At 32.5% G+C, this 25,900-nt stretch carries 17 protein-coding genes; 8 read left to right on the top strand and 9 right to left on the bottom strand.

Annotated features, from left to right (window positions below):
- Positions 1 to 10: 10 nt before the first annotated feature.
- From FBFL15_RS14855 to FBFL15_RS14835, 5 genes are all read left to right on the top strand, one after another.
- The gene (locus tag FBFL15_RS14855; protein WP_014085329.1) at positions 11 to 2,665 is read left to right on the top strand and encodes a carboxypeptidase-like regulatory domain-containing protein; all 2,655 of its coding nucleotides are present in this window, start codon (positions 11 to 13) and stop codon (positions 2,663 to 2,665) included.
- 270 nt (positions 2,666 to 2,935) lie between these two features.
- Positions 2,936 to 3,658: a GLPGLI family protein gene (locus FBFL15_RS15935; RefSeq protein WP_014085328.1), complete on the top strand. Its 723-nt coding sequence runs from the start codon at positions 2,936 to 2,938 to the stop codon at positions 3,656 to 3,658.
- 28 nt (positions 3,659 to 3,686) lie between these two features.
- Entirely contained in the window at positions 3,687 to 6,314 is a 2,628-nt protein-coding gene (locus tag FBFL15_RS14845; protein ID WP_014085327.1) for a carboxypeptidase-like regulatory domain-containing protein, read from the top strand.
- Positions 6,315 to 6,344: 30 nt separating this feature from the next.
- Entirely contained in the window at positions 6,345 to 6,533 is a 189-nt protein-coding gene (locus FBFL15_RS14840) for a hypothetical protein (protein WP_014085326.1), read from the top strand.
- A gap of 13 nt (positions 6,534 to 6,546) precedes the next feature.
- The gene (locus FBFL15_RS14835; RefSeq protein ID WP_014085325.1) at positions 6,547 to 7,209 is read left to right on the top strand and encodes a hypothetical protein; all 663 of its coding nucleotides are present in this window, start codon (positions 6,547 to 6,549) and stop codon (positions 7,207 to 7,209) included.
- Positions 7,210 to 7,230: 21 nt separating this feature from the next.
- Here the strand turns inward: FBFL15_RS14835 and FBFL15_RS14830 are convergent, their stop codons facing one another.
- The 4 genes from FBFL15_RS14830 to FBFL15_RS14815 all read right to left on the bottom strand — a co-directional run bounded on the left by FBFL15_RS14830 (position 7,231) and on the right by FBFL15_RS14815 (position 12,490).
- A complete protein-coding gene (locus tag FBFL15_RS14830) occupies positions 7,231 to 9,489 on the bottom strand; it encodes a hypothetical protein (RefSeq protein WP_014085324.1) in 2,259 nt (752 codons plus the stop codon).
- A complete protein-coding gene (locus FBFL15_RS14825) occupies positions 9,446 to 10,447 on the bottom strand; it encodes a hypothetical protein (RefSeq protein WP_014085323.1) in 1,002 nt (333 codons plus the stop codon). Before FBFL15_RS14825 ends, FBFL15_RS14830 begins: the two co-directional genes overlap by 44 nt.
- 4 nt (positions 10,448 to 10,451) lie before the next feature.
- Positions 10,452 to 11,135: a monofunctional biosynthetic peptidoglycan transglycosylase gene (gene mtgA, locus FBFL15_RS14820; RefSeq protein ID WP_014085322.1), complete on the bottom strand. Its 684-nt coding sequence runs from the start codon at positions 11,133 to 11,135 to the stop codon at positions 10,452 to 10,454.
- A 242-nt stretch (positions 11,136 to 11,377) separates the two neighbouring features.
- On the bottom strand, positions 11,378 to 12,490 hold the full coding sequence (locus tag FBFL15_RS14815; RefSeq protein ID WP_014085321.1) for an NAD(P)/FAD-dependent oxidoreductase: 1,113 nt from the start codon (positions 12,488 to 12,490) through the stop codon (positions 11,378 to 11,380).
- Between the two features lie 163 nt (positions 12,491 to 12,653).
- Between FBFL15_RS14815 and FBFL15_RS14810 the strand changes: the two genes are divergently transcribed.
- Positions 12,654 to 14,000: a serine hydrolase domain-containing protein gene (locus tag FBFL15_RS14810; protein ID WP_014085320.1), complete on the top strand. Its 1,347-nt coding sequence runs from the start codon at positions 12,654 to 12,656 to the stop codon at positions 13,998 to 14,000.
- Between the two features lie 66 nt (positions 14,001 to 14,066).
- Here the strand turns inward: FBFL15_RS14810 and FBFL15_RS14805 are convergent, their stop codons facing one another.
- The gene (locus tag FBFL15_RS14805; RefSeq protein ID WP_014085319.1) at positions 14,067 to 14,450 is read right to left on the bottom strand and encodes a hypothetical protein; all 384 of its coding nucleotides are present in this window, start codon (positions 14,448 to 14,450) and stop codon (positions 14,067 to 14,069) included.
- 103 nt (positions 14,451 to 14,553) lie between these two features.
- A complete protein-coding gene (locus tag FBFL15_RS14800; RefSeq protein WP_014085318.1) occupies positions 14,554 to 15,237 on the bottom strand; it encodes a ComF family protein in 684 nt (227 codons plus the stop codon).
- A 94-nt stretch (positions 15,238 to 15,331) separates the two neighbouring features.
- Between FBFL15_RS14800 and FBFL15_RS14795 the strand changes: the two genes are divergently transcribed.
- Positions 15,332 to 16,873 carry a glycine--tRNA ligase gene (locus FBFL15_RS14795; RefSeq protein WP_014085317.1) on the top strand — a complete coding sequence of 514 codons (1,542 nt, stop codon included), beginning with the start codon at positions 15,332 to 15,334 and terminating at the stop codon, positions 16,871 to 16,873.
- A gap of 84 nt (positions 16,874 to 16,957) precedes the next feature.
- Here the strand turns inward: FBFL15_RS14795 and FBFL15_RS14790 are convergent, their stop codons facing one another.
- The 3 genes from FBFL15_RS14790 to FBFL15_RS14780 all read right to left on the bottom strand — a co-directional run bounded on the left by FBFL15_RS14790 (position 16,958) and on the right by FBFL15_RS14780 (position 23,318).
- Positions 16,958 to 19,051, bottom strand: a complete 2,094-nt coding sequence (locus tag FBFL15_RS14790) for an outer membrane beta-barrel family protein (protein ID WP_014085316.1) — start codon at positions 19,049 to 19,051, stop codon at positions 16,958 to 16,960.
- Positions 19,052 to 19,528: 477 nt separating this feature from the next.
- Positions 19,529 to 21,424 carry a DUF3857 domain-containing protein gene (locus tag FBFL15_RS14785; RefSeq protein ID WP_148267940.1) on the bottom strand — a complete coding sequence of 632 codons (1,896 nt, stop codon included), beginning with the start codon at positions 21,422 to 21,424 and terminating at the stop codon, positions 19,529 to 19,531.
- A 25-nt stretch (positions 21,425 to 21,449) separates the two neighbouring features.
- Positions 21,450 to 23,318 carry a DUF3857 domain-containing protein gene (locus tag FBFL15_RS14780; protein ID WP_014085314.1) on the bottom strand — a complete coding sequence of 623 codons (1,869 nt, stop codon included), beginning with the start codon at positions 23,316 to 23,318 and terminating at the stop codon, positions 21,450 to 21,452.
- 505 nt (positions 23,319 to 23,823) lie between these two features.
- Here FBFL15_RS14780 and FBFL15_RS14775 point away from each other — a divergent pair.
- A complete protein-coding gene (locus FBFL15_RS14775; protein WP_014085313.1) occupies positions 23,824 to 25,686 on the top strand; it encodes a peptidase U32 family protein in 1,863 nt (620 codons plus the stop codon).
- The last annotated feature ends 214 nt before the right edge of the window (positions 25,687 to 25,900 follow it).

Genomic DNA, 25,900 nt, shown 5'->3' with positions numbered 1-25,900 from the left:
CAAGTATGAAATGAAAAAAATAGTAACCTTGTTTTTTTTATTAATAATTTCAATCACTTATTCACAAATTACAATAAGTGGCAAAGTGATTAATGAAAACAAAGCGTTCGTAGAAAATGCTAGTATTACTATTGAAGACCCTTCGGACGATAGTGTATTGGCATTTTCAATTACGAATAAAAATGGCGACTATAAGGTAGATATTGAAAATACTAACCTAAAATTAAACTTGGTTATTACTGCAATGAATTATGAAAAAATAATTCAACCCATAAATTCACAATCTCAAGAGTTGAATTTTACACTAAAAAGTCAGATAACAGAACTAGAAGAAGTAAAAATTGATATAAAAGAAATACAAAAAAGAGGAGATACCCTAACATATAACATCAATTCATTTGAAGGTAAAGAGGACAGAACTTTGGCAGATGTTTTGAAAAAAATGCCTGGGATAGAAGTTGATACCAATGGATTAATAAAATACCAAGGAGCTCCTATAAATAAATTTTATGTTAACGGCAAAGATTTAATGGCCGGTGGGTATGGAACATTAATCAATTCTATGCCAAAAGATGCCGTAACAAAACTACAAGTATTAGAAAACCATCAGCCCATCAAAGCACTCAAAACAACTGTGCCGAATGAACGAGCTGCTATTAATATTAAATTAAAAAAAGATATTACATTAACTGGCCAAGCTGATATTGGTGTGGGATTGTCGCCTTTATTATGGCAAGTAGCAATAACACCTATGGTATTTACAAAAAAATATCAATATCTTTTGAATTACAAATCAAACAACATTGGAGAAAATGTTACTAATGAATTGCAAATTTTATCTTTTGATGAAGGTTTTGAAGGTGTAACTTTTGACAATCAAACAGGTAATTGGTTGCAAGTTTCGCAAACCGATTTGCCAAAAATAGAAGAAAAGAGGTATTTGTTTAATAAAACACAACTTTTTTCGGCTAATTTGCTGGTAAATTTGTCTAAAAACTGGGAGTTTAAGGCAAATACTAATTTTTATAATCATAAAATAAATACCAATAGTAATCAATTTGCAAAAGTAAATGTATTTGATGCTCTTGGGAATTTGCAAAGCACGATAGCATATAAACGTGAGAATGAATTTTTGACGGATAATAATCAATTCAAAAGTCAAATAATACTGTCTAAAAATTCTGATAAAAATTTTCTAAAAAACACTACTACATACAAAGGAAATTGGAACACCATACAAGGTAGTACCGTACTTCATGATGCCAACACAAATCAAACGATTTCATCGCCTGGTTATTCACTACAAAATTCTTTGAGTGCTTTGTTTTTAGTTGGTCAAAAAATAGCCAATATTAAATCTACGTTCAATTATATTTTCGACAAACAAAAATATATTGTGGCACCGCCAAATCATATAAACATACCTTCATTTTCAAATATCAACACTAAAAATTTAATACAAAATGTTTTAGAAAAAACATTAAGCTTACAAAATGAAGCGGCTTATTTTTTAGCTATAAAAAAAGTTTCTTTGATACCTTCAATTGGTTTTGATATAGAAGCAAAAAAATTAGCAACTCATTTTTTTGGTGAATATTCAAATCATGGCGAAATGGGTTTTGGAAGTGAATTTAATAACCAAATGGGTTGGAAAAAATACCTTCCTTATGCGGGTGTTTCAATAAATTATATAAACGAATCTTGGTCTATTAATACAAATTTACCTGTAAAATATTATATGTTTGAGGCAAAAGATGGTTTTGTGGACTTTAATAGACATTTAAATAAATTTACTTTTGAACCAAGTATCAATACAAAATATAAGTTCTCAACTGAATTTTCAAAGAATTTATATGCTTCAATACATAATAATTTTGGTAATTTGAGTTCAATTTATCCGTCCTATATTTTTTCAGGTTTGAATTTTACAAAACAAAATACTGCTATTCAACATACAAATTCTAAAAAGTTAGGAGGAAATTTGGAATATAAACTACTATTATATAATTTATTTTTAAACTTACAATATGAATTTAGTCAAGACGTATCAAATAATACTATTTCTCAAAGTTTTTTGGATAACGGACAATCTATTTTGGAACAAATTTTGACAAAAAACAAATCGTTAAATAAAAATGTAAGTATTGAAATCAGCAAATATTTTACAAAAAGCAAATCAAAAGTAGCACTTGATTGTGGCATAAATTCCAATTCCAATAATATGATTTTAAATTCCAATATGGTAAAGATTCATACAATTGGAAATAGATTTGGTTTTACAACAAACAATAATTACTTTAATTGGCTCACATTTGAGTATAATGTTTCCTATGCCATAAATAAAATTGAAAATAGTAATATGGTCAATACCCTTAAAAGCAATATGAAAATATTGTTTTATCCTTTTTCAAATCAAACATTTGGATTTTATTATGACCAATATGATTACCAAATGAATAATCAAAATTTCAAAAATCAATTTTTAGATTTAAGTTATCAATACACTAATATCAAGCGTAAAATTGATATTGAATTCAAATGGACAAATATATTAAACACAAAAATGTATGAAGAAATAGTATTAAATAACTGGGGATTTACCTCAAACAATAGCATAATTAGACCCTCTCAATGTGTTGTCGGTGTCAAATTTGGCTTTAACTAACAAATGGTCAATTTTTAGTTGTACGATTCAGGCTCAAAAAGCCCATTTTTACGGGGGTTGCGGCTTATTTGGATACCAAATGGAACCGTTCTAGCTATGAATTGAGGGATTTGTCTCTTTAGCCCAAAGAAAATTTAAAGATGAATAGGAGCACTTTTTTGCCAATAAAAGAAGAAAGAAACAAAATTGCGATCAAAATATTATAAACCTTTTTTAACCAATAGCCCTTCAAATTACTTAAAGTGCTAAATAATTTAAAATCAGCTAAATATGAAAACAAGACATTTAATTTTAATAATTTTTTACACTTCTTTTTTATTTTCGCAAGAGAAAAATTTTAATAGTAAGATCGAATATGAAATGACTTTTATGTTAAAAAAGTATAATGCAGAATTATTATTTAATAATGAAGCATCCATTTTTTCTTATCATGATTTATCCGAAGATAGTGAAAAATCAGATCAAGACGGAAATATTAACATAACAGTTGCAGATACTATTTCGCATATAGTTTATAATGATTTAGTAGAGAAAAAACTATTACATTATACGTGTATATTCTCTCCAAAAACGCATGACTGGGTTGAAGAAGTCATTCCGAATTTTAATTGGATTATATCAAATGAAACAAAAACAATCTATAATTTATTATGCAAAAAGGCAACATGTACCTTTAGAGGAAGAGATTATATAGCTTGGTACTCTACAGATTTAAGTAATAATTATGGACCATGGAAATTCAGTGGATTACCTGGGTTAATGTTAGAAGTTTATGATTCTGAAAATGAAGTGCACTTTTCGGTAAAAAAAATCAGCATACCCTTTAATGCTGCAATAAAAATAAAACCTATGAATATTATTCCTTTTGATAAAGTAAAACGTATTCAAAAAGAAAAAATTGATGAATTAATTCAGACAATGGAGTCTAAGCAAGAAAGAGGTTTTTCTATTGAAGTAAAAGTTAATAATAAAGCACAAATTGAACGAGATTAAAACAATACTACACTGTTTTCTATTATTTATGTTAAGTAATGCTATTTATTGCCAAACTACTGTTCATGGTTTTGTAAGAAATAGCGACAATTTTACTTTGAATTCGAATGTAATACTAAAGGATGAAAATTCTAAAGAAATTATCATGTTTTGTACTACCAATGAAAAAGGATATTATGAACTAAAAATTAATAAAACGGGTAAATTTACTTTAACATTTTCCTCACTCAATTACGAAATACGAACAGAAGAACTTGGAATTACAAGTGAAAAAAAAGTAATTGAAAAAGACATCATTTTAACTAGTAAACCATTATATTTACAAGAAGTGATAATAAAACAAGATCGTCCAATTACCATAAAAAAAGATACGGTTATTTTTAATGCAAAATCTTTTTTGCAAGGAAACGAACAAGTGGTAGAAGATCTGATAAAAAGAATACCTGGATTGAATATTGATACAAATGGTACTATAAAAATAGGTAATCAAGAAGTTGAAAAAGTAATGATGGATGGCGATGATATGTTTGAAAAAGGATACAAAATCCTTACAAAAAACATGCCAGTAAACCCCATTGACAAAGTAGAAGTGATACAAAATTATTCCAATAACAAACATTTAAAAGGTATTGAAAATAGCGAAAAAGTGGCTTTAAATCTTACACTTAAGGAAGATGCCAAACGAGTTTGGTTTGGCAATATACTAGCTGGATATGGGTTAGTTTCTGAAAACAGATATGAAGTGAGAAGCAATTTGATGAACTTTGGCAAAAAAAGTAAACATTATTTCTTAACCAATTTCAATGATATAGGTGTTGATGCTGTTGGAGATATCAATCACTTAATACGTCCTTATAGATATGATGAACCCGCAAGTATTGGCGATGACCAGGTAGCCAATATATTATTAAGTTTAGGTTTTGATAGACCAAATCTTAAACAAAAAAGAGTCCATCTCAACAATGCCGAAATGTTGTCTTTAAATAGTATTTTTACACTATCAGATAAGGTTAAACTCAAAACATTAGGCTTTTTAAACACCGATGAAATTGATTTTTTTAGAAATAGTTTTCAAACTTTTGCAGTTGGAACAACTTCATTTACAAACACCGAAGATTTTTACGGTAGAAAAATGCAATTAACGGGTTTTGGGAAAATAGATTTATCTTACGACATGTCAAAAACTAAAACCTTTGAATACACGGTGAAATTTAACAAAACCAACGAAGAAAATAGAAGTGATTTGTTGTTTAATAATGATATACTAAATGAAAGATTAAATGCAAACAACCAACTTTTTGACCAAAAAGTAGTTTATACAAACAAGTTTAAAGATAAACAAGTATTGATGTTATCTGGAAGGTACATCAACGAAAAAACACCACAAAATTATTCAGTAAATCAATTTATTTTTAATGATTTGTTTACAAATAATGCTAACAACACCAAACAATTTAGCGAAAATAAAATGCAATTTGCAGGACTTGAAGCTCATTTGTTAAACAAAAAGTCAAATGGTGATTTGTTTGAAATTAAAATGGGTTATCAACTACGAATTGACGCTTTAAATACTCGTTTTGAATTGTTACAAAATGCAATTAATTTAGCTCTTCCAAATGAGTATCAAAATAATTTAACTTACACTACAAATGATATGTATTTGTCGGTTAAAAACCGTTTTAAATTTAAGGAAATAACTTTATTAATACAATCAGATGCCCATCAATTGTTCAATCAATTAGATAATTTTAATGTAAGATTAAAACAAAATCCGTTTTTTGTAATGCCAAAAATTGGCTTAGATTGGACAATTAACAACAAAAATAAAATCCTCACTTCCTATTCTTATAACACAACAAATGCTGGAGTTTTAGACGTATATTCGGGTTTTGTTCAAACAGATTTCCGTTCATTTTCAAAAGGTTTAGAAGCGTTCAATCAATTAAATTCCTCAAGTGCGATTATAAATTATACCTTTGGAAGTTGGGGCGACAAATTTTTTGCCAATACTTTTATCTTATATTCCAAAAATAATGACTTTTTCAGTACGAGTTCTAGTATTGGTCAAAATTATTCACAATCTGAAAAAATAATCATCAAAAACCGTGAATTTTTATCTATTTCAGCAAGCATCGACCGCTATTTTAAGCCCGTAAAAGCCAACTTAAAAATCAATTTAGGAGCAACCAAAACCAACTTCAAAAACATTGTAAACAATTCTAGTTTAAGAGAAGTTAAAAACTTCAATGCCGATTATGGTTTTGAATTACGTTCGGGTTTTCGAGGATTTTTTAACTATCATGTTGGATCAAAATGGAACTATAATGAAGTTCAAACCACATTAAAAAACAACTTTACAAACAATATGAGTTTTTTAGATTTGTCTTTTATATTTAGTAATGCTTTTAATATTCAAGTGCAATCAGAACGATACTTTTTTGGAAATATAGAAAACAATAATAATAAATATTATTTTTTAGATTTAGAAGCTCGATATGTGTTTAAAGAAAACAAACTAACTTTTTTCTTATCTGGAAATAATCTTTTTAATACAAAAACATTTAAAAATTATAGTGTTTCAGATGTTAATACCACACAAACTACATACAGGTTATTGCCAAGATATGTACTTTTGAAAATGGAATACAGGTTTTAATAATATCAACATCAATAAAATAAAAATAAAATGACAAACAACAACCGAAAATTTTTTGTAGAATTGGTATTACTAACAGTAATTATTTTTTTTGTTTTTATTTCAACATGGTACAAAGACTCGTTTTTTGACAGCGATGGTATTCGGATTTTTTCGATGGTTGCCTTTGGGATAGCAGTAGATTTGTGTATATATGCTTATAAAAATAATTTAAAATAAACCCTTCTATCAAATGAAAAAATCCATTGTCATTATGTTAAGTATTTCGAGTGGTGTTATTCAGGCTCAAAAAGCCCGTTTTTTTACGGGGGTTTCGGCTTATTTGGATACCAAATTGGACCGTTCTAGCTATGTCAAACTGGGGCTTGGCACAGATTATCGGATAAACCACTGGCTGGTGCCCGAACTGGAAGCCAATGTGTATTTTGGAAGCTTACAAACCCAAGAAAAAACCAATGCTCAGGACCTTTTACTCCAATCTTTGGACAGAGATTTTAGGGCTTTTGGCTTGGCTTTTGTTCCCAAAGTTTGTTTTGGAGGATCGGAACTAAAAACCCTTAACAAAGGTTATTTCCAAATTTTGCCCCGTTATAGTTTGACAAAAATTGTTGCAAAAGGCAATCTTTTTTCTCAAAACCCATCCAATCCTGCGGCAGGGACTACAAACGAAACTTTTTCGTATCAGGAAGTTCGGCATAGTATTGGACTAGGTGTGGGCTATTATACCCAACTCTCTAGCCGAAACTCCGATGGCTTGGCTTTCAATTTATATTATGATAATATTAATTTTGGAAACGCTGTATCTAGGCTAAAGTATAGCAACACGCCTGTCACCATCAAAAATGCTTTTGGCATTGGTATTCAATATTATATAGGGTTTTCTAAAAAAAAATAGCGGTACAAAACCGCTATTTTTTTAAAGTTTGAGATACGTTACAAAGTATCCACATTCGGCAATCACCTCTTTGTAATAGGCCGTATGGGCATAATTGGTTTTCAAATTTTGAAACCCTTTCCATGCCAAAAAGTGGATGTTGTCCTCTTTAACTTCCCACCATTTATCAATGTAGTAATATTTTTGATTGTAATAATCATTTCGTTCACATTTGGCCAAAAGGTATTGGCACTTGGCTTTTTGTTCATCGGTTTTGGCATTAATAAAGGCCAATTCATAATATTTTTGGGCCAGATTTGTATTAATAATTCTTTTCTTGATGTTGTCTCTAAAATCATAAGGAGCAGACCCCGTTCCATTGATGTTGCCTTCATAAAAAATGCGACCATTGCCATAGTATGAAATATTATAAAAAGCATTGCCTAGCAGCAAAGCATTAGTATATACATCTTGTTTTTTGGTCAAATTTGTTTGCATCGTTTTGATCAGGTTTAAAAACGCAAGTTGGCTGTATTTCTTTTTTTGATAGGCATTAAAATCACAATCATGGCAGTCTTTGATATTGCCATTAAATGGATTAGCCAAAAATGCGATGTCTTTTTTGTTTATTGCATGTTGCATCAAATCAATAGCCTCTTGAATGCGGTTGTCCCATGTAGCTTGTACGGCTTGATATTCGTTGATGTCGGAAAAATTAACAGTATATATTTGCTCCCCAATTTTTTCCAAATCGGTTTTTTGCAATTTTTCCATAAAATTTTTCATGTTTTGTAGTTGTTGGGCATCGTCATAAAAAGGAGTTTGTCTGTTAAACAATTCTGCCATTACATGATTGTTTTGCTGTTTGAACAAAGCCGATACATAATTTTTACTCCATTGACTGGCCTTTTGATAACGAAAATTTTCGATGTTCTGTTTAGGCAATTCAAAATACAACCAGTTCAAATCAGCTATAATTGATGCTTCTTTTTCAGGGTTCAATTCATTTATACTACTCAATTGGTTTACAAATCGGAGCAATCTCAATTGGTTCTTGACCAAAGTAGTTTGCGGAATATTTTGACTTGCTTTGTCCAATAGCCCATTGGCAAGTGAATAGTTTTCGTTTAAAGTAGCCAAATAACCCGCAGCTATTTGCCACATATAAGGCTTGGTAGTTTCATTTTCGTCGGCAATTTTCAAAACCAATTGATAAGCCTTGGCATTTATGATTTGATGAATGGCTTGTTTGTTTTCGGAGAGGTTTTTGGTAGCGTAATCGACTTTCAAATGCTGCTCCTGAATATTGATCAGTCGGCTCAACAAATAATCCAAATGGACATTGTGAGGGTCTAGTTTGTAAATATTTTCAACAGCATTTATTTCGTCACCATAATAGCCAGCCACCGCCCAAAGCGCTGCTTTTTCTTTAGCGTTTTTAGCCATTTTTAATGATCCATAAAAATCTTCTTGGTTTTGAGGATGAAAACAATAAGCCGCAACTACCCGCAATTTCGGACATTTATCAAAGACAATGCTGTATAAATAATTAGATTTCACATAATTTTTTTGGCGGTATTCTATGCCTGCCACATAAGACAAGGCCCTGTAATACAAGGTGTTTTTGGGTACTGTAAATGCAGTTTTTTCAAAAAAAGCAATGGCTCTTGAGGGGTCTGTACTATAAAAATGAGCTTTGATGATTTGAAACCAATATCTATTTCTTACAAAATCAGAGGTAGCAGTTTGGAATTTGTTTTCCAACAATTTTACCAAATCAGCATCATTTAAGGTTTTTACGGGTGTTTTTTCATAATACCATGAACTTGAATCTGTTGAAAAAGCTTCTATTTTTTTTGCAAAATACAGAAAAGTAATAAATTCTTTGGTTTTTTTTCCTACGATGTCTATTTTTGAACGCCATTTGTTTGCAACAGGATTGGTTCTATTCACATTGAAAAAATTATTCAATATTTCTACATCTACCAAGCTCGAATCTTTCAAAAAATGTTGTACCATTTGGGGCTTCATTTCATGGCCCAAATACTGTTTCCAATCTGTTAAAATTTCGTCGTCAAATCGGGTATTGTGTTGATTATCATACCCTATTTTATAAAACACATCCAAAGACAAGTTTAAAGGGGTATAGGATTCGTCCACAAATGTTTCTGGAGTAAAATTGGAATCAAAACCCCAGCCCCAATCGTCGCCATAATCTGAACAAGCATAAATATAGCCATAAATCATTAATAAGCTACTAGTACATACGATGAGCCAGTTTTTGGTATATGTTTTTTTCATAATTAATTGTATTTTTTTCATCCAAATCATAAAAAATAATCTCTTTTGGTTCAAAATGTTGGTTTTTTAAATCCGCAATCATGTTTTCCAAATCGTTTTCTGTAATTTTTTCTATTTTCAAAACATCACCCGAACGATAAAAACGACCATTTTGATATACAGATTGTTTTATGGTATAAAAATGCGGTTTTATTTTTACAAAATTACTATCTTTTTCTATATCATTATCATTTATTTTGTTTATTAATCCAATTATTTTACCGTCTCTGATTTGAATGCCCCACGAAAAGATAGGCAAAGCCAATCGAAGTTGCAACGGATAGGTATCGAGATGTTGTATGTATTTTTGGGCTACTTTTTGGTTATAAATAGAGTTTTGCTCGTCGGGAGCTATTTTGCCCATATTATAATACATCAAAACACCTGAATTTACACTTGGTATTTTGGTTTTTTTGTAATATTTTACTTGGTGTAATCGAATAGTGGCCGATAGTGATTGATGTGATATTTTTTTGAAAGCTTCTATAAATGCCAAATAATTTTCTTTTGTTTGTAAAGTCCAATCACAATCCAATTGAATTTCATGACATGTGATGGCATTCTTTTGATTGATTTGATCGATAAAATCAAAGGTTTTACGGGCCAATGCCACTACATCTTGTTGGTTGATAAACACTTTGTTTTGAATATACACTACGGGTACAATGTCATAATTGTTTGTAGCCGTTTGAAAATGTATGGGGCTTTCTGGGTAGCAAACTTGTTTGTCTGATTTTACCAAATCAAAATATCGAATATACAGTTTTTTTATATGATTTTTGTGCAAGGTCTGCTGTTCTGATTCCGAAAGTCTGAACTGTGTTTTCCAATAATAAAATGCCACTTGAGGTGGCGTTGGGTTTGTGCAACTAATCCATAAATTTGCAAAACATAATATAGCAAAGAGGTATTTTTTCACGTAATTATTGGTATTTCACTTTTTTCATAAGTTTCATTGTTCGGACAATTCTGTTTTTTCTATTTTCTATATAGCGAGACGAGTTGGTAGCTTTGTATTTTCGGGGATTGGGCAAAATGGCTGCAATACCCGCTGCTTGATTGACATTAAGGTCTAAAGCATCTTTTTTGTACCAATATTGCGATGCGGCTTGAGCCCCATAAACGCCTTCGCCCATTTCGATAGAGTTCAAATAAACTTCCATTATGCGATCTTTGCCCCAAAAAACTTCAATCAAAACCGTAAAATAAGCTTCCAAAATTTTACGAATATAACTGCGACCTTGCCAAAGGAAAACATTTTTGGCAGTTTGTTGAGAAATGGTGCTGCCGCCTTTTATTTTTTTACCTTTATTGTTGTTTTTAAAAGCCAGCTTCATAGCCGTAAAATCAAATCCTTTGTGGGTCAAAAACGAGGCATCTTCGCTGGCTATAACGGCTTTTTGCAAATTGGGCGAAATGTTTTCTAACGGTTCCCAATCGTGGTTGCATTTGAGGTCTTTGCCATCAAATTTTTGTTCAAACAGTCGGGTTATCATCAAGGGTGTAAATGGAACAGGCAACCATCTGAATAGAATTACAGAAACTATCGAAAGAATAAAAAACCATTTTATTATTTTTTTTGATATTGAAAAAAAACTATCAATCATATCTCATTTTTTAATTAAAAATATTTTTTTGTTTTACTAATTTAAAGGTCATCATAAATGCCTTATTACATGAATAAGTATAAAGCACTAAAAACTTGATTATCAACATTTTGACAGCTCCAGTCTTTGTTTCTATATCATTTTTCCAAAAATAAACCCTATGCTTTTGGATGTTTTATACAATAGATTGTCCACTTATTTTAATTTGCAAATTTATAAAATAAATGTCGTCCATTTTTTTTCTATATCAAATTTGCTAAATCTGTTCCAATTTGACTGCCAATAGCAACCCCCATGCCTCCAAGCCTAACACCACAATAAACGTTATTTGAAAGGGCCTCAACGATGGGTTTTTTTACAGAACCAACACCCATAATGCCACTCCAACGGTGTTCTATTTCATACGAATAATTGGGCAAAATAACGGTTTGAAGCAAATGTTCTAATTGGTTTTGAATCATGTCGGTTTGTCCAAATTCGGTGGTGGTTTCGCCCTGAATATCTAAATTTCGCCCACCGCCAAAAAGAAGTCTATCGCCAATGTTTCTAAAATAATAATAACCTCTATCCAAATGAAAAGTACCTTTGATATCCAGATTTGGAATTGGTTTGGTAATCAGTACTTGGGCTCGTGCGGGTTTTACGGCACCGTTTGTTAGTTTATTGGCAAAACCATTTGTAGCAAAAAGTAATTTTTTTGTACAAAAATCAAACCCTTCTAATTGTACAACTACTTGATTTCCATTGTCATGATAATCTAAAACCGTTTGTTGGTTGAGTATCAAAATATCATTTGCAACAGCTTTTTTTAGCAAGGCCTGCATCATATTGCCCGTATCGATTTGCGATTCAAAAGGATTGAAAAAAAGGGATTCTTGAATATTTTGAAATCCAAAACGGTCTATTTGTTTAGAAAAAACGTCCGATTTGAAAACCGATTTAAGCATGTCGTTGATCAAAGGCAATTTTTGCACACATTCAGAATAATGCTGCTCGTCCGATGCTAAAAATAATTCATAGCCACCATAAGGTTTCAAATCCAATACCTTATCGCCCAGATTTTTGCGTAGTAATTGTAGTCCATGCCATCTTTTTTGAATCAAATCTAAAACTTCTTCTTCCGAGTGGGTTTTTAAATCGTCAATAATTTCCGAAAGACTTCCAAAACATGCAAAACCAGCATTTTTGGTACTAGCACCCTGAGGCAAAGCCCCTTTTTCGAGTACCAATATGTGGCTTTCAGGAAAACGTTCCCTTAGTTGCAATGCAGCATGTAAACCCACTATGCCACTGCCCACAATGGTAAAATCTAGGTTTGTAAACCAGTTTTTTAGTTCCCAATAACTCCAATTCATCGTTTAAAAAAATTTGGATAAAAATACATGTTTTAAGCCTAAATTAAAAATTATTTTCAAATACTTCAAAAAAAAAATGTAGCTGCCATTGTCTTTTTCAAAAAAAAATATACATTTACCAATCGAGTTATCGATTAATCCATCGTATAAAAAATCCAAACAAATGAAAAAAATATTAAAATATGTAGCTTATATCATAGCAATAGTTCTGGTTTATTTTGGTTATACAACCTATCCTAAACTCGATTTAATCTCGGGATTTTCGGCTAAGAGTATTGCATCTGCACATTTTATAGATCAAAGGCCACAACAACTTATTGAAACCACAGACAATGATATTCCGTTGATTTCATTAGCCAAAAATCAAATAAACAACCTTCAAAAATGGGCTAGTGCCTCTGTTTTTGGGCTAAAAGAACGAAAAGCCATTTATAGAGAGGGGCTTGGGGCTACTTTGATAAACGATACCTACGATCCTGATGCAAAAGTGTATGTTCCAAAACGACAGCGGTTAGCCTCAAACATTCCGTTTCCTTATGGTAATGGCAAACCAAAAGATAGTATTTTTGAGACTATTGATTATCAAAAATTAGAACAAGCCGTAACAGAAGCTTTTGATTTAGAAGGTCAAAAATTCAAACGAACTCGCTCTGTATTAGTGCTTTATAAAGACCACTTGATTGCAGAAAAATACACACAGGGTTTCAATCAACAATCCAAAATATTAGGTTGGTCGATGACTAAAAGTTTGACTGCAACTTATTTTGGTATTTTGGAACATCAAGGCAAATTCGACATCAAAAAACCTGCACCCATTGCAGCATGGCAAACCGATGAACGAAAAAACATTACAACAAATGATTTGTTGCACATGAACTCTGGATTAGAGTGGGACGAAAATTACAACGAAATATCAGATGCCACTAAAATGCTGTTTTTAGCCTCGGATATGGGACAAGTACAATTAGAAAAAAAAGCCATTTTCAAACCCAACACCCATTGGAATTATTCATCAGGAACCACTAATTTATTGTCAAAAATACTGAGAAATCAATTCCCTACTCAACAAGCTTATTTGGATTTTTGGTACCAAGAATTGATAGATAAAATTGGGATGCACTCTATGATTGTTGAAACAGATATGTCTGGACAATTCGTTGGTTCATCTTATGGCTGGGCCACCACCCGAGACTGGAGCAAGCTAGGTTTGTTGTATTTGCATCAAGGTAAATGGAATGGCGAAACAATTTTTGACCCTAGTTGGGCAAAATATGTAGCTACCCCAACGGCCAATTCCAATCAAAATTATGGAGCTCATTTTTGGCTCAATGCCGGAAAACGTTTTCCAGATGTGCCTTCAGACATGTATTATTGTAGCGGTTTTCAGGGGCAAATGGTAGCCATAATTCCTTCTTATGACTTGGTCATTGTTAGGATGGGACTTCAAGAAAATCCAAAATTCGATTTCAATCAATTGATTTCTAGAATTGTAAAAAGTATCCAAAAATAAAGAAAACAAAAAACCGCCTCTTTTGAATCCAATCAAAATGGCGGTTTTTTTTAACGTATCAAATATTTACGACTTGTAAACGGCTTTTTTGTTTTTAGTCAATTCATATTTGCCTTTAATTACTATAAGTGAATATACAGCGTTTTTCCAAACTTTTCCAGCGTGTGTCAAAACCACCCCTAGTTTTTCCTCTTTCAAAAAGATTTCAGCTTTTGATTTATCAGCATTAAAAACTACTGCGGCATTAAATTGTCCTTTTGAAGCAATTTCTTTTAATTGAATTTTTTGTTCAAAACTACGAATACACTCTTTTTTTAATGTAGAGTAGGTATATCCAGCCGAAGCTTTGCATCCGTGAGCGTCTTGGTCTGCTCCTGCAATTTTGTCTTGTGCCAATCCAATTGCACTAGTACTTAATGCAAATAGACCAAAAATAATTGATTTTTTCATGATTTTATAATATTTATTATTTTGCAAATTTATTTATTTTTATAAATTAAAAACTTAAATAATAGTTATTTTTTATCACTTAAAATGTTTTTTTAATTTTTTGTTAAGAATGGGCCATTGCCAAACAAATAATACTGATTTTAATATTTGGAATTTTCAAAAGGGCTTTGCAACAAGCTTCCAAAGTAGCCCCCGAAGTAATCACATCGTCTATAAGTAAAAAATGCTTTCCCGAGTCATGCTCCGAAAAATGGACGTTAAAAACTGTTTTATGCTCGGAAATTCTTGAAATTAATTTTTTTTTAGTTTGAGTTTCAGTATAAATACTACGTTCCAGTATATGAGGGTTGTAGGGTTTGTTGATCAATTTAGAAAGCGATTGTCCAAAACGTGTGAGTTGGTTGTAACCCCTAGATTTTAATCGTTTAGGATGAATAGGAACGGGTATAATTTCATCTACATCATTTATTTTTGGAAAATGAAGTAATGGCTCGGCAAAACAAGACACTAGAGCTTCCCCAATGTCTTGATGCCCTTCATATTTGAGGTGGTGCATCAACTGTTGCACAAGGCCTTTTTTGTGAAAATACATTAATGAAAAGGCAAATTCCAACTCTATTTGTCCATAAAAACGACGAAAAGTTTCGTTTTGTAATTCATAAATTTGATTGGTTCTAGGAATCAAATGCCTACAACTGGTACAAATAACAAATTCTGAGGACAATAAAGCCATCGAACAACCCGAGCAAACTTTAGGAAAAAACAAATTTAGGGGACTAAAACTCATAAAAAGCACTTTTTTTGTTATAAAATTAAAAAAAAAAATAATTCGTACAACATTTTTATAAATTTTAAAATGGATTTTATATTTTTGCAACATTATGGCAAAACAAGAAGATTTATTTAAAAATGTGGTTTCGCACGCAAAAGAATATGGGTTTATATTCCCATCTAGCGAAATATATGATGGTTTAAGTGCCGTTTATGACTATGCTCAAAACGGTGTAGAATTGAAAAAAAACATTCGAGACTATTGGTGGAAATCCATGGTTCAGATGCACGAAAACATAGTTGGGCTAGATGCAGCCATTTTAATGCACCCAACTACTTGGAAAGCATCGGGGCATGTGGACGCTTTTAACGACCCCTTGATAGACAACAAAGATTCAAAAAAACGGTATAGAGCCGATGTTTTGATAGAAGATTATGCCGAAAAATTGAACCAAAAAGCCGAAAAAGAAATAGAAAAGGCAGCAGTTCGTTTTGGCGATGCTTTCGATAGAACGGAATTTATAACTACCAATACAAGAGTTAAAGACTATTTGACCCGAAAAAATGAAATTTTGGCTCGGATGGCCCGTTCCCTCGAAACAGAAAACCTCGAAGACGTTAAAGCTTTGATTGAAGAGCTGGAAATTGCTTGTCCTGAATCGGGCTCTCGCAATTGGACTGAAGTCAAACAATTCAATTTGATGTTTGGTACCAAATTGGGTGCATCGGCAGACAATGCCATGGATTTATATTTGCGTCCAGAAACCGCTCAAGGTATTTTTGTCAATTTTTTGAATGTTCAAAAATCAGGGCGAATGAAAATTCCTTTTGGAATTGCCCAAACAGGTAAAGCCTTTAGAAATGAGATAGTGGCCAGACAATTTATCTTTAGAATGAGAGAGTTTGAACAAATGGAAATGCAATTTTTTGTTAAACCTGGCGATGAAATGAAATGGTATGACTATTGGAAAAATACCCGTTTGAACTGGCATTTGTCATTAGGATTGGGCAAAGAAAATTACCGTTTTCACGATCACGAAAAGTTAGCTCATTATGCCAATGCTGCTGCTGATATTGAGTTTAATTTTCCTTTTGGTTTCAAAGAACTAGAAGGTATCCATTCTCGAACAGATTTTGATTTGAAAGCACATGAACAGTTTTCTGGCAAAAAAATGCAATATTTTGATACCGACGAAAATAAAAATTATACTCCTTATGTTGTAGAAACATCTGTTGGGTTGGACAGAATGTTCTTGGCCGTATTTTCTAATTCTTTGAAAGAAGAAACCCTCGAAGATGGCTCTACAAGAACCGTGTTAAAACTTCCTGCAGTTTTAGCTCCTACAAAAGCAGCCGTTTTGCCTTTGGTAAAAAAAGATGGTTTGCCCGAGTTAGCCCGTCAAATAATAGACGATTTAAAATGGGAATTTCATGTGGCTTACGACGAAAAAGACGCTGTGGGCAGACGTTACAGACGACAAGATGCTCTAGGAACTCCATTTTGCATCACAGTAGATCATCAAACTATTGAAGATCAAACGGTTACAATTAGACATAGAGATTCTATGAAACAGGATAGAGTCGCCATTTCTGAATTGAAAAACATCATTAACGATACCGTTTCGATAAAAAATTGGTTGATGAAAATATAATTTCTAAAATTTATCATACATAAAAAAACCAAGTCTTTCAATAGAATAACTTGGTTTTTTTTGTATAAGAACATTAAACAATGACTATTTTACTAATGTCCTATCTTCTTTTTGTTCTTTAGTCAAAATATTTTCCTCTTTTGCTAACTTATTTTTGCTAGGCAATTTATAATTGATAGAAAAACCAATTCGTCTTGAATCATATTTGTTTTGATATGTAAAAGGGGTTCCAATGCCCGATAAATCTTGTCTATTGGTATTCAAAACATCATTCAAAACAATAGAAGCAGATAAATTATTTGAAAGAAATTTCTTTGAAAATGTAAAATCCATTTGGTTATAAAATGGCCTGTTCATTTGATAATAATAATAATTTCCACCTGTAGTTGAGGAGTTGAAATTGGTTGTAAATTTTATTTTTTGAGGCAATATTATTTGTGCCATAAAGCCAAAATAAGTAACCCCTTTTGAATCAAGCCCCTCGATAATATGTTTTTGATTTTCGAGATACAAGTAAATAAAATTGATTTCGTCGGGGTTAAAATTATATTCTAACATTTTTTTGATTCCTTTTGTAAAAATCATAAAAGGCACAGGAAATCCAAAGGTGAAATGATGAATCGACATTTTGGGTAAATTTTGCGACACATTGGCAGCACTGTTGTTAGACGAAACAATTCGGCTAATAACTTGGTTTTGTGCATTGGTCCAAGAGTAGCCAATGTTGAAATACTCCATGGCACTTAATTTTATTTCATAATTATCAAATAAAGTGGGATCCAAATTAGGATTTCCATAAAAATTTACGTTTGGATTTTGATAATTTGTATTGTTCGGATTTAAGGCAGATGTATTAGGCAAACTAATTTTTTGGTTATAATTGGCATTAATAAAAATATCTTTCATAAGATTATACTGTATGGTAGCGTTTGGAAAAAGCCGTACACGCTTGAAGGTATTGAGGGTGTAGGTATCTGTTTTACCCGTTATTTCGTATGATTCTAATCGGGTTCCAAAAATAAAATCAAATGATTTGTAGCTAGATTGCAACTCGTTGTAGATTGAAAAGGTTTTTCGGGTATAATCTAAATTAACCACATCAAAATTACGGGTTTCAAAATCCGTTCGCTCTGCTAATGTTCCAATACTCCATTTGGTTTTGTCTAAAAAATGCCATTCATTTGTAAAATCAATTTTAAATTGATAATAATTTTGTACTGAATTATTGGACAAAGTTGCTGCATTTTGGTTGATAGGGTGCAGATTAAAATCGATTTGGTTTTGATTGAAATCCAAACTAAAGTCCAACTTTTTAGCCGTGTTTTGAAACCTTTTTTGATAAACTACCGATACTTCGTTTCTCAATTTATTGGTTTTACTATTGTCGTTTGCTGTAAATCCGTATCCAAAAGCAGCAATATCGGCAAGATTAGCTTGAGTATTGATGTCGTAATTGAGCAACAATCGATCATTTTTTATATCAAATTTTAATCCTGTTTTGATAAAATAGAGTTTGTTTTTTTTGTCGGAATAATTGTCCGACAACAACAAATCAGTTGATTTGAATATCGTTTTTTGAAAACTTTCGTTATAGTTTTGTCCTAATTGTACTTGCCAGCCAAACCAATCATTTTTTGCATTAATCAAAATACTGTTGTTAAATCGGTGTCGGGATTTGGTATATTTGCTAAAGGAATACCCATTTGAATATGTGGCACTTACATATTTTTTAGCATTTTTTGAGGTAATAATATTAATAATAGCACCACCCGAAGTAGCTGGAAATTCGGCACCAGGCTGTGTAATGATTTCAATTTTTTCGATAGCATTGGCGGGCATCCCTTCCAAATAGGAGGTAAGCTCGTTAGAATACATATTGGTTGGTCTTCCGTCCATATATACTTCGAGTTGTTTGCCCTGATACATCATACCGGCCACGTCTGAAACGATGAGTCCTGGCAATTTTTTTAGTCCCTCCAACAGCGACCCCGAGTTGAGGTGTGCCTGATCCGAAAAACTAAAAATGGTTCTATCGGCCTTTTGTTCTATGCTTTTTTTGTTGTTTTGAATGACTACTTCTTTGAGTTCTTGTTTTGCAATACTGTCTTTTTTGGTCTGATTTTGAGCAAATAAGTTACTGATTAACAATAACATGGGTATAATAATAGAGAATCGCATATAAATTTTTATTTTTTTAAAATGGAAAACACCAATAAATGTATTTTTTTACAAAATTAATCAAATTTTACATAATACAACACTTTTCATTAAAAAAACCTGTTAAAAGTTGGGCCAAAAAAAATTACTTTCTTGGTGAGGTATTTTTCAAGCATTTTTTTGCTATACCAAATATATTTATAAAATAGTCCAAAGATGCGTAGTTATTTTTTAGAAAAAATTTTCAAAAAAAATCGTTGCATAGCTGGGCTACGGAACTATTTTTTTTTGAATAATTTTAGCAAAAAAGAACTAGTAGATTGGACTATTTTATATGTATATTTGGTATTATAATAAAAAAGTAGCCGCAAGTGGTAGTATTTTTAAAGTAGTCATACCAAATCTGCTCATGTTTTGGTATCAATAAACAATGTGAAGTTGATTATAAAATCAAAAAAAAAGGCTGTCCAATACTTTTAGGACAGCCTTTTGAAGGTATTATTTTTTGGCTTTGAGCACTACGGTTGCTTTTACAAAATCGGCAGAAGCATTAATAATTTTGCGGTATTCTGGATAAGTTTCTTTTGGAAAATGATGGCCTCCATATATCTCTAATAAACTAATTATCAATTTATTGCCTTCTACTTTGGCGCTTGATTTGAAAGACAATTCCTCTTTGTTGGGAGTTATAAATTTTTTATCTTGAATCAAATCGTTCATAGATTCTACCACATAACCATCTGGAATTTGGAATACAATTGTTGTTTTAAAAGTTTTGGCATAATACAAATCAATATCATATTTGCGTTCGTTTTCTTGATACAAATTGGTTTGCTTTCCAATGACTTTTCCAATGTTTACAATGGTCAAATTACCGGCATCTTCAACTATCGATTCTTTGGAAGTAGCTTTGGTTTTAGTAATAAAGGGGGTGTTGTTGTAATTGTATTTGAATTCCCCATTTTCAAAGTGATGCTCCAATAGTTTGACATCAATTCCATCAAAAAGGCGGTCTTTGATGTACTCAGTCATTTTTTTATCGTCTTCATTTTCTTTGATATATTTGGTCCAATTTCGTTCTAACTGACCTACATAGCCCGAGTTTAAACTGGTTTTTTCTATATTTGTTGTTGTCAAATCGTTTGATAATGATACCTCTATTTGCGATTCCATAACGGTATAATCTGCTGGCATAACCGGGATTGACAATCTGGATATTGGCTCTCTTTTATTTTGAGGATCGTAAGCAATTGCCGATGTACCCTGAATTTCATACATTGGATTGCCGTATGATAAATATTTTTCGTAAGGCGATACAAATTTTTTAGTTTCGGGTATGTAGTACATAAATTCGTGTGGAATAGGATATACTAATCTGTCTGGATTGATATCGGCAACATAGCGGTCTGTGGCTACAACTATTTGATATGGAATTTCGAGTTCTTTGAAAATAAAACCATAAAGTCCAAATATTTCGTTGGCATTCAATTTGAGTTTACCATCGTTCAAATCGGATATTTTTTTGGGTTTTTCGCCTTTCCATACAAAATCAAAATAGGTTTTGATGTGCTTGTCCAATTTCAATATTTTCTCGTCGGTAGTTAATCGATCAAGCTCTAAGTTTTCAATAAATTCACGGGCTTGATTTTTTTTGAAATATTCAAATGAAGGTTTTGCAAATCGTAATTTCATCAAACTAGGCCAATATTGATAAGAAGCACTTCCAGAAGAGTTCAAATTGTATATAATTTTTGCAATATTTTTAAAATTTTTGGCATTGTTCTCTTCTTTATAAGGTTCCAAATTTTTGGCCTGATACAATAGATCATTTCGTTTGCTCAAATTGTCAAATTCTGGTGAGGCTACTGTAAAAAATTCGGCCCCAGAATTGGTGGCTTTAAATTCTGCAAACAATACAGGAATTTCTTTTTGATAAATATCTAGTGCATAAGAGGTAGGATTTTCTTTTAAAATAAAATAATATTCCAAAACATCTCCTGCTTCAACCCCTTCAAATACAATCGATTTTACCTTTTCGATTTCGGCTTCCACAATTTTTTCTTTTGGTATAATTTTAATGTCACCATTAGGTTTGATTACTCTGGCATGAAAATCACGTAAATCACGAATGTAGCCATTATCTTCGGCTTTTACTTTGTTGTATTTGTTAATTTCTGTGGCACTATTGATTTTTATAGCAAAATGGTTCATCACAAAACTTGCAAACGAGTAATTGCCAATGCGGGTATGAATCCATCGCTTGTCAAAAAGCACTACTGCGGGTTGGTTTTTATACTTTTCGGGTATGGTTTCAAAGGTTGGCTTTTCGTCCCAAGTATAGTTTTTTATTTCTTGTGCTTCTATTTTGATACAGCATATCAAGAGTAATATCAAAAGTATTTTTTTTATTTTGTTGTTGTTATTTGATAAATATTATAGATTGATTGTATTGTTTGTTTAGTTTTTTGATAAAATTATTCCAATTTTCAAAATCTTTGGGTGCTATCATAAGCCCTTTTGTATAAACTTTTTGTTTGATTTGCAAACTGTTGTTTACTACTTTATAACTAATTTCAAAACCTCCTAACGTGCTGTCTTCTTTACTGCTTTCGGGCAAAAAATCTATTTTATACTCTTTTGGAAGGCTTATTTGATAATCAAATTCATGCTCAAAAAGGTATTCTTTTTCAATACTTTGCTTGCGATTTTCAATATCTATTGTTGCTTCTGCAAGTGGTTGAAACAACAAGGCTTTCAAAAGTATTTTGTCGCCCACTTTTTTTGAGGCATGTTCGAGTTTGAGTGTGTATTTGGCTTTTGCGGGTTTTTCTAAATACTCATTTTTTTGGTTTTCTAAGATATCCAAATTTATTTTAGGATTGGTAGCTACAACCATATTTTTCCAAACTTCAACTTCTTTTTGATTTAATGCTGAAAGGGTGTGCAACAAATCACTTTTTTTGTACCCAATAAAGTCTGCATCAACCGTGCCCGTTAGGTTGTCCTCTTCCATTTGTAGTTGCGATTTGATCAGGATTTGATTGCTTTTTGGTAGCACTAACGGTACTTTTTCTACGATAAACTCGGTTTCGCTTTTACCAATCAAGGCCTCTTTCCCCTGAATCATGCTGCTAGGATACGTAAACGGACAAAATTTGTCTGTTGCGTCCAAATAAATCCTTTTGCCATCCAATACTACCGAGGCAATCATATGATTGTCCACAACAGGTGTTGGCACTTCCGAATAGGTATAGGGTTTGTCTCTTGTGCCAATCCAGGTTAAACTCGAATTCAAATTGGCATAATGCAGCATTTCGTTCAATAAATTAGCCATATCCTTACAATCACCATACAATTTTTGATAGGTTTCGCCAGCATCCCGTGGTATAAAACCACCCATCCCATATTCAAATGCCACATAATGAACGTTTTGTTGAACCCATTGGAATATGGCTTTTGCCTTTTCGGTATCGGTTTTTTGACCTTTAATCAATTCTAATGTTTTGGTTTTCAAATCATTCTGATTGGTTTTATTAATGTCTTTTACCAACGAATAATACCATTTGTATAACAAATCGGTACTACCCAAAAGGGTTTCTTTCTTGCCATCTAATTCATAATCTTTGATATAATAAATCAAATGTGGCACATGATAGCTCGAATTGGGCATCCCGGCTTCTTCTTCAAATGCAGGACTATCTTTCATTTCCCAACTATAAACATCAAAATCCGCTTCTTTTCTTTGCGAAAAACTAATTTTTTCTTTGTCATTTCCATAAATGGTATAACCAATATTGATTCCCTCACCCACTTTTATTTCAATTTTGGCTGATTGGGTTTTCAATTCATTCTGAAAATAAAATCCAGACAATAAGCGAGGATTTTTTTGCTTGATAATATACGAATAATCAACAATGTCGCCATCTTCTACATTGGGCATCTCAAAATACTTCACTTTGGCATCGCTATGAAAAATATTCTCTTGTTTCGCATCAAAACTGCCCACGTATGACCCATTGAGTTTACTTTTTTTCTTTCTTTCATTATCATAAGTAGCACCTTTGATGTCTGTAATTTCCCGAAAATTATCATAAGGAATCCAAACCGAATAATCTTTTATATTTTTACTTTGCCCTATTTTTCTCTCTTCTTCAACATATTTTTCAATGCTCAATTCTTTGTCTTTTTTAATGGTAACGACTTCATTACTAAATATTATTTTCGACTTTTCTTGCCCCATAACAACAGCCGAAAAAATAAGTAAAATAAATTTAAGTTGGTTTTTCATCTTTGTTTTTTTGATTCTTAAATACCTTTTCAAAAGTAATTATTTATAAGTAATTATTTTTTTTTCAAAAATAGAATTTTTGTTATGATTAACAAAAATTATTTTAAAAAATTATTATTTTCAACCATTTATTTTGTATTTTTCCTCCCTATCTTGGATTAAATGCTAAAAAAGTACAAGTAAATGGAACCCAAATTACACAGAGGCTGTTTTGGGCGTTCCCACAAGAATCGGGCTATCTGTTCCAAACAACTTTCATGGAACTCCAAAAGAAATATCATATTGTGAAATAATCTTTTTTGATTACCACATTCAGAAAATATAGAACACCCCTTTTGGGGGCTGGGGTCTTCTAATGGATTTCCACTGCTATCCCTAACGCAAAATAGTGCAAATAATAAAAATTAAACCTCCTTTTATATAAAAATCATGTTGAAATTAGAAAACTTTAATTATTTATAAGAACTTTGCAAACTAATTTCCCTAAAAAGAAATACCTCTTATAATGAAAAAGAAAATAGAAATATTAGCACCTGCCAAAGACTTGCTCCACGGTATGGCTGCCATCAATAGTGGTGCCGATGCGGTGTATATTGGAGCACCACAATTTGGAGCCCGTTCCAACGCACACAATTCAATGGAAGATGTGGCGGCTTTGGTCAACTACGCCCATTTGTATCACGCCCAAGTTTTTGTGGTTATCAACACCATTTTGTACGACAACGAACTCGAAACCTGTCGCCAAATGATTTGGGAATTGTACCACATTGGCGTCGATGCCTTGATTATTCAGGATATGGCAATTATGGAAATGGAGCTACCGCCAATTGTACTGCACGCCAGCACCCAAGCCAATAACCGTGACCCAAAAAACATCAAATTCCTTGCCGATGCAGGCATCAAGCGTGTGGTTTTGGCTCGTGAATTAAACCTGCACCAAATCAAAGAAATCAGCGAAACCACCGATGTCGAACTCGAATTTTTCGTTACGGGTGCTTTGTGTGTGTCCTTCAGCGGCAATTGTTATATGAGTGTTGCCAATGGCGAACGCTCTGCCAACCGTGGTTCGTGCGCCCAAAACTGCCGTTTGCCCTACAATTTAATTGACGGTCACGGCGAAACGTTAATCAAAAACAGCCACTTGCTTTCCATCAAAGATTTTGATGTAACCGACCAAATCCCGAACTTGATTGAAGCCGGAATCGTTTCGTTCAAAATCGAAGGTCGATTGAAAGACATGGTCTATGTTAAAAATAATGTGTCGTTTCTTCGCAAAAAAGTGGATGCTTTTTTAGAACAAAACCCCAATTATACCAAAGCTTCCTCAGGAAAATGCACCTTCACTTTCGATTCCGAATTGAACCGCACGTTTAATCGAGGTTATACGGATTATTTCGTCAACGAAAGACATCAAAGCATCGGCTCTTGGGAAAGTCCAAAATCCAAAGGGCAATACATTGGAAAACTGATAAAAACCGTTGGCAATTCGTATGAAATAGAGAACGGTCATTTGCTCAACAACGGCGATGGATTGTGCTTTATCAACGAAAACAACGAAGCAGACGGGATTTATGTCAACCGAGCCGAAAATGGCATCATTTACCCAAATGTTTTAAAAGAAATCAAAGACGGAACGTTCATTTACCGCAACAACGACGCGGCTTTCATCAAAATTGTAGAACGTGAAGACAGTGCCGTTCGAAAAATCAGTACCACGTTGGTTTTAACCGAAAAAGAAACGGGTTTTGAACTCACCGCCACCGACGAAGATGGTTTTGTGAGCCAAGTCCATTTGGAACACGCCAAAGAACCCACCAAAAATAATTTGTCCATAGAAGACAACATCAAAACGCAGTTGGCAAAAACGGGTTTTACGCCTTACACGGCAGACGAAATCACGATTCAGTTTTCAGAAAATTGGTTTTTACCCATTTCAAAAATCAACGAAATGCGTCGCAGCGTTTACGAACAATTAACTGAAATTCGTTTAAAAAATTACAAACGTGAAGAGCACCAAATCGTCAAAACCGACCATCCTTTTCCTGTAGATCAATTGGATTTCACCTACAATGTTGCCAATAAAATGGCACGCAAATTCTACGAACGTCACGGCGTTACCGAAATCGAAAAAGCCTTTGAACTCCAATGGGATCCAGGCAAATCGAGAGTAATGACCACCAAATATTGCATCAAATACGAACTCGAGCGTTGTCCAAAATACCATCCCGAGCACCGCGACAAAAAAGTCAAAGAACCTTTGGTTTTGAAGCAAGGCGAACTCGAATACAAACTCAAATTCAACTGCAAACCCTGCGAAATGGAAATCTGGGAAAAAGACGCTGAGTTTGAAATTGAAGAGGAAGATTAAAGTTAGAGGTTAGAGAGAATAAGACTTTAATTCAAAAAGAATTATTTTCAGAAGATTAATTTGGGCGTTCCCCAAGGGTCGGGCTTTCGGCTTTATCTTTTGTTTTTTTAAAGAAAAAAAACAAAAGGATGCCGCTACCATCCCTAACGCAGCCCCCGTTTTGAAAGACGTTTTTCGTAAGATTTAAGAGAAAAGAAAAAAGAAAAAAGAAAAA

It is taken from the genome of Flavobacterium branchiophilum FL-15 (assembly GCF_000253275.1).
GTDB lineage: Bacteria > Bacteroidota > Bacteroidia > Flavobacteriales > Flavobacteriaceae > Flavobacterium > Flavobacterium branchiophilum.
The sequence above is the reverse complement of the archived record's forward strand: the minus strand, read 5'-3'. Positions and strand labels throughout refer to the sequence as shown.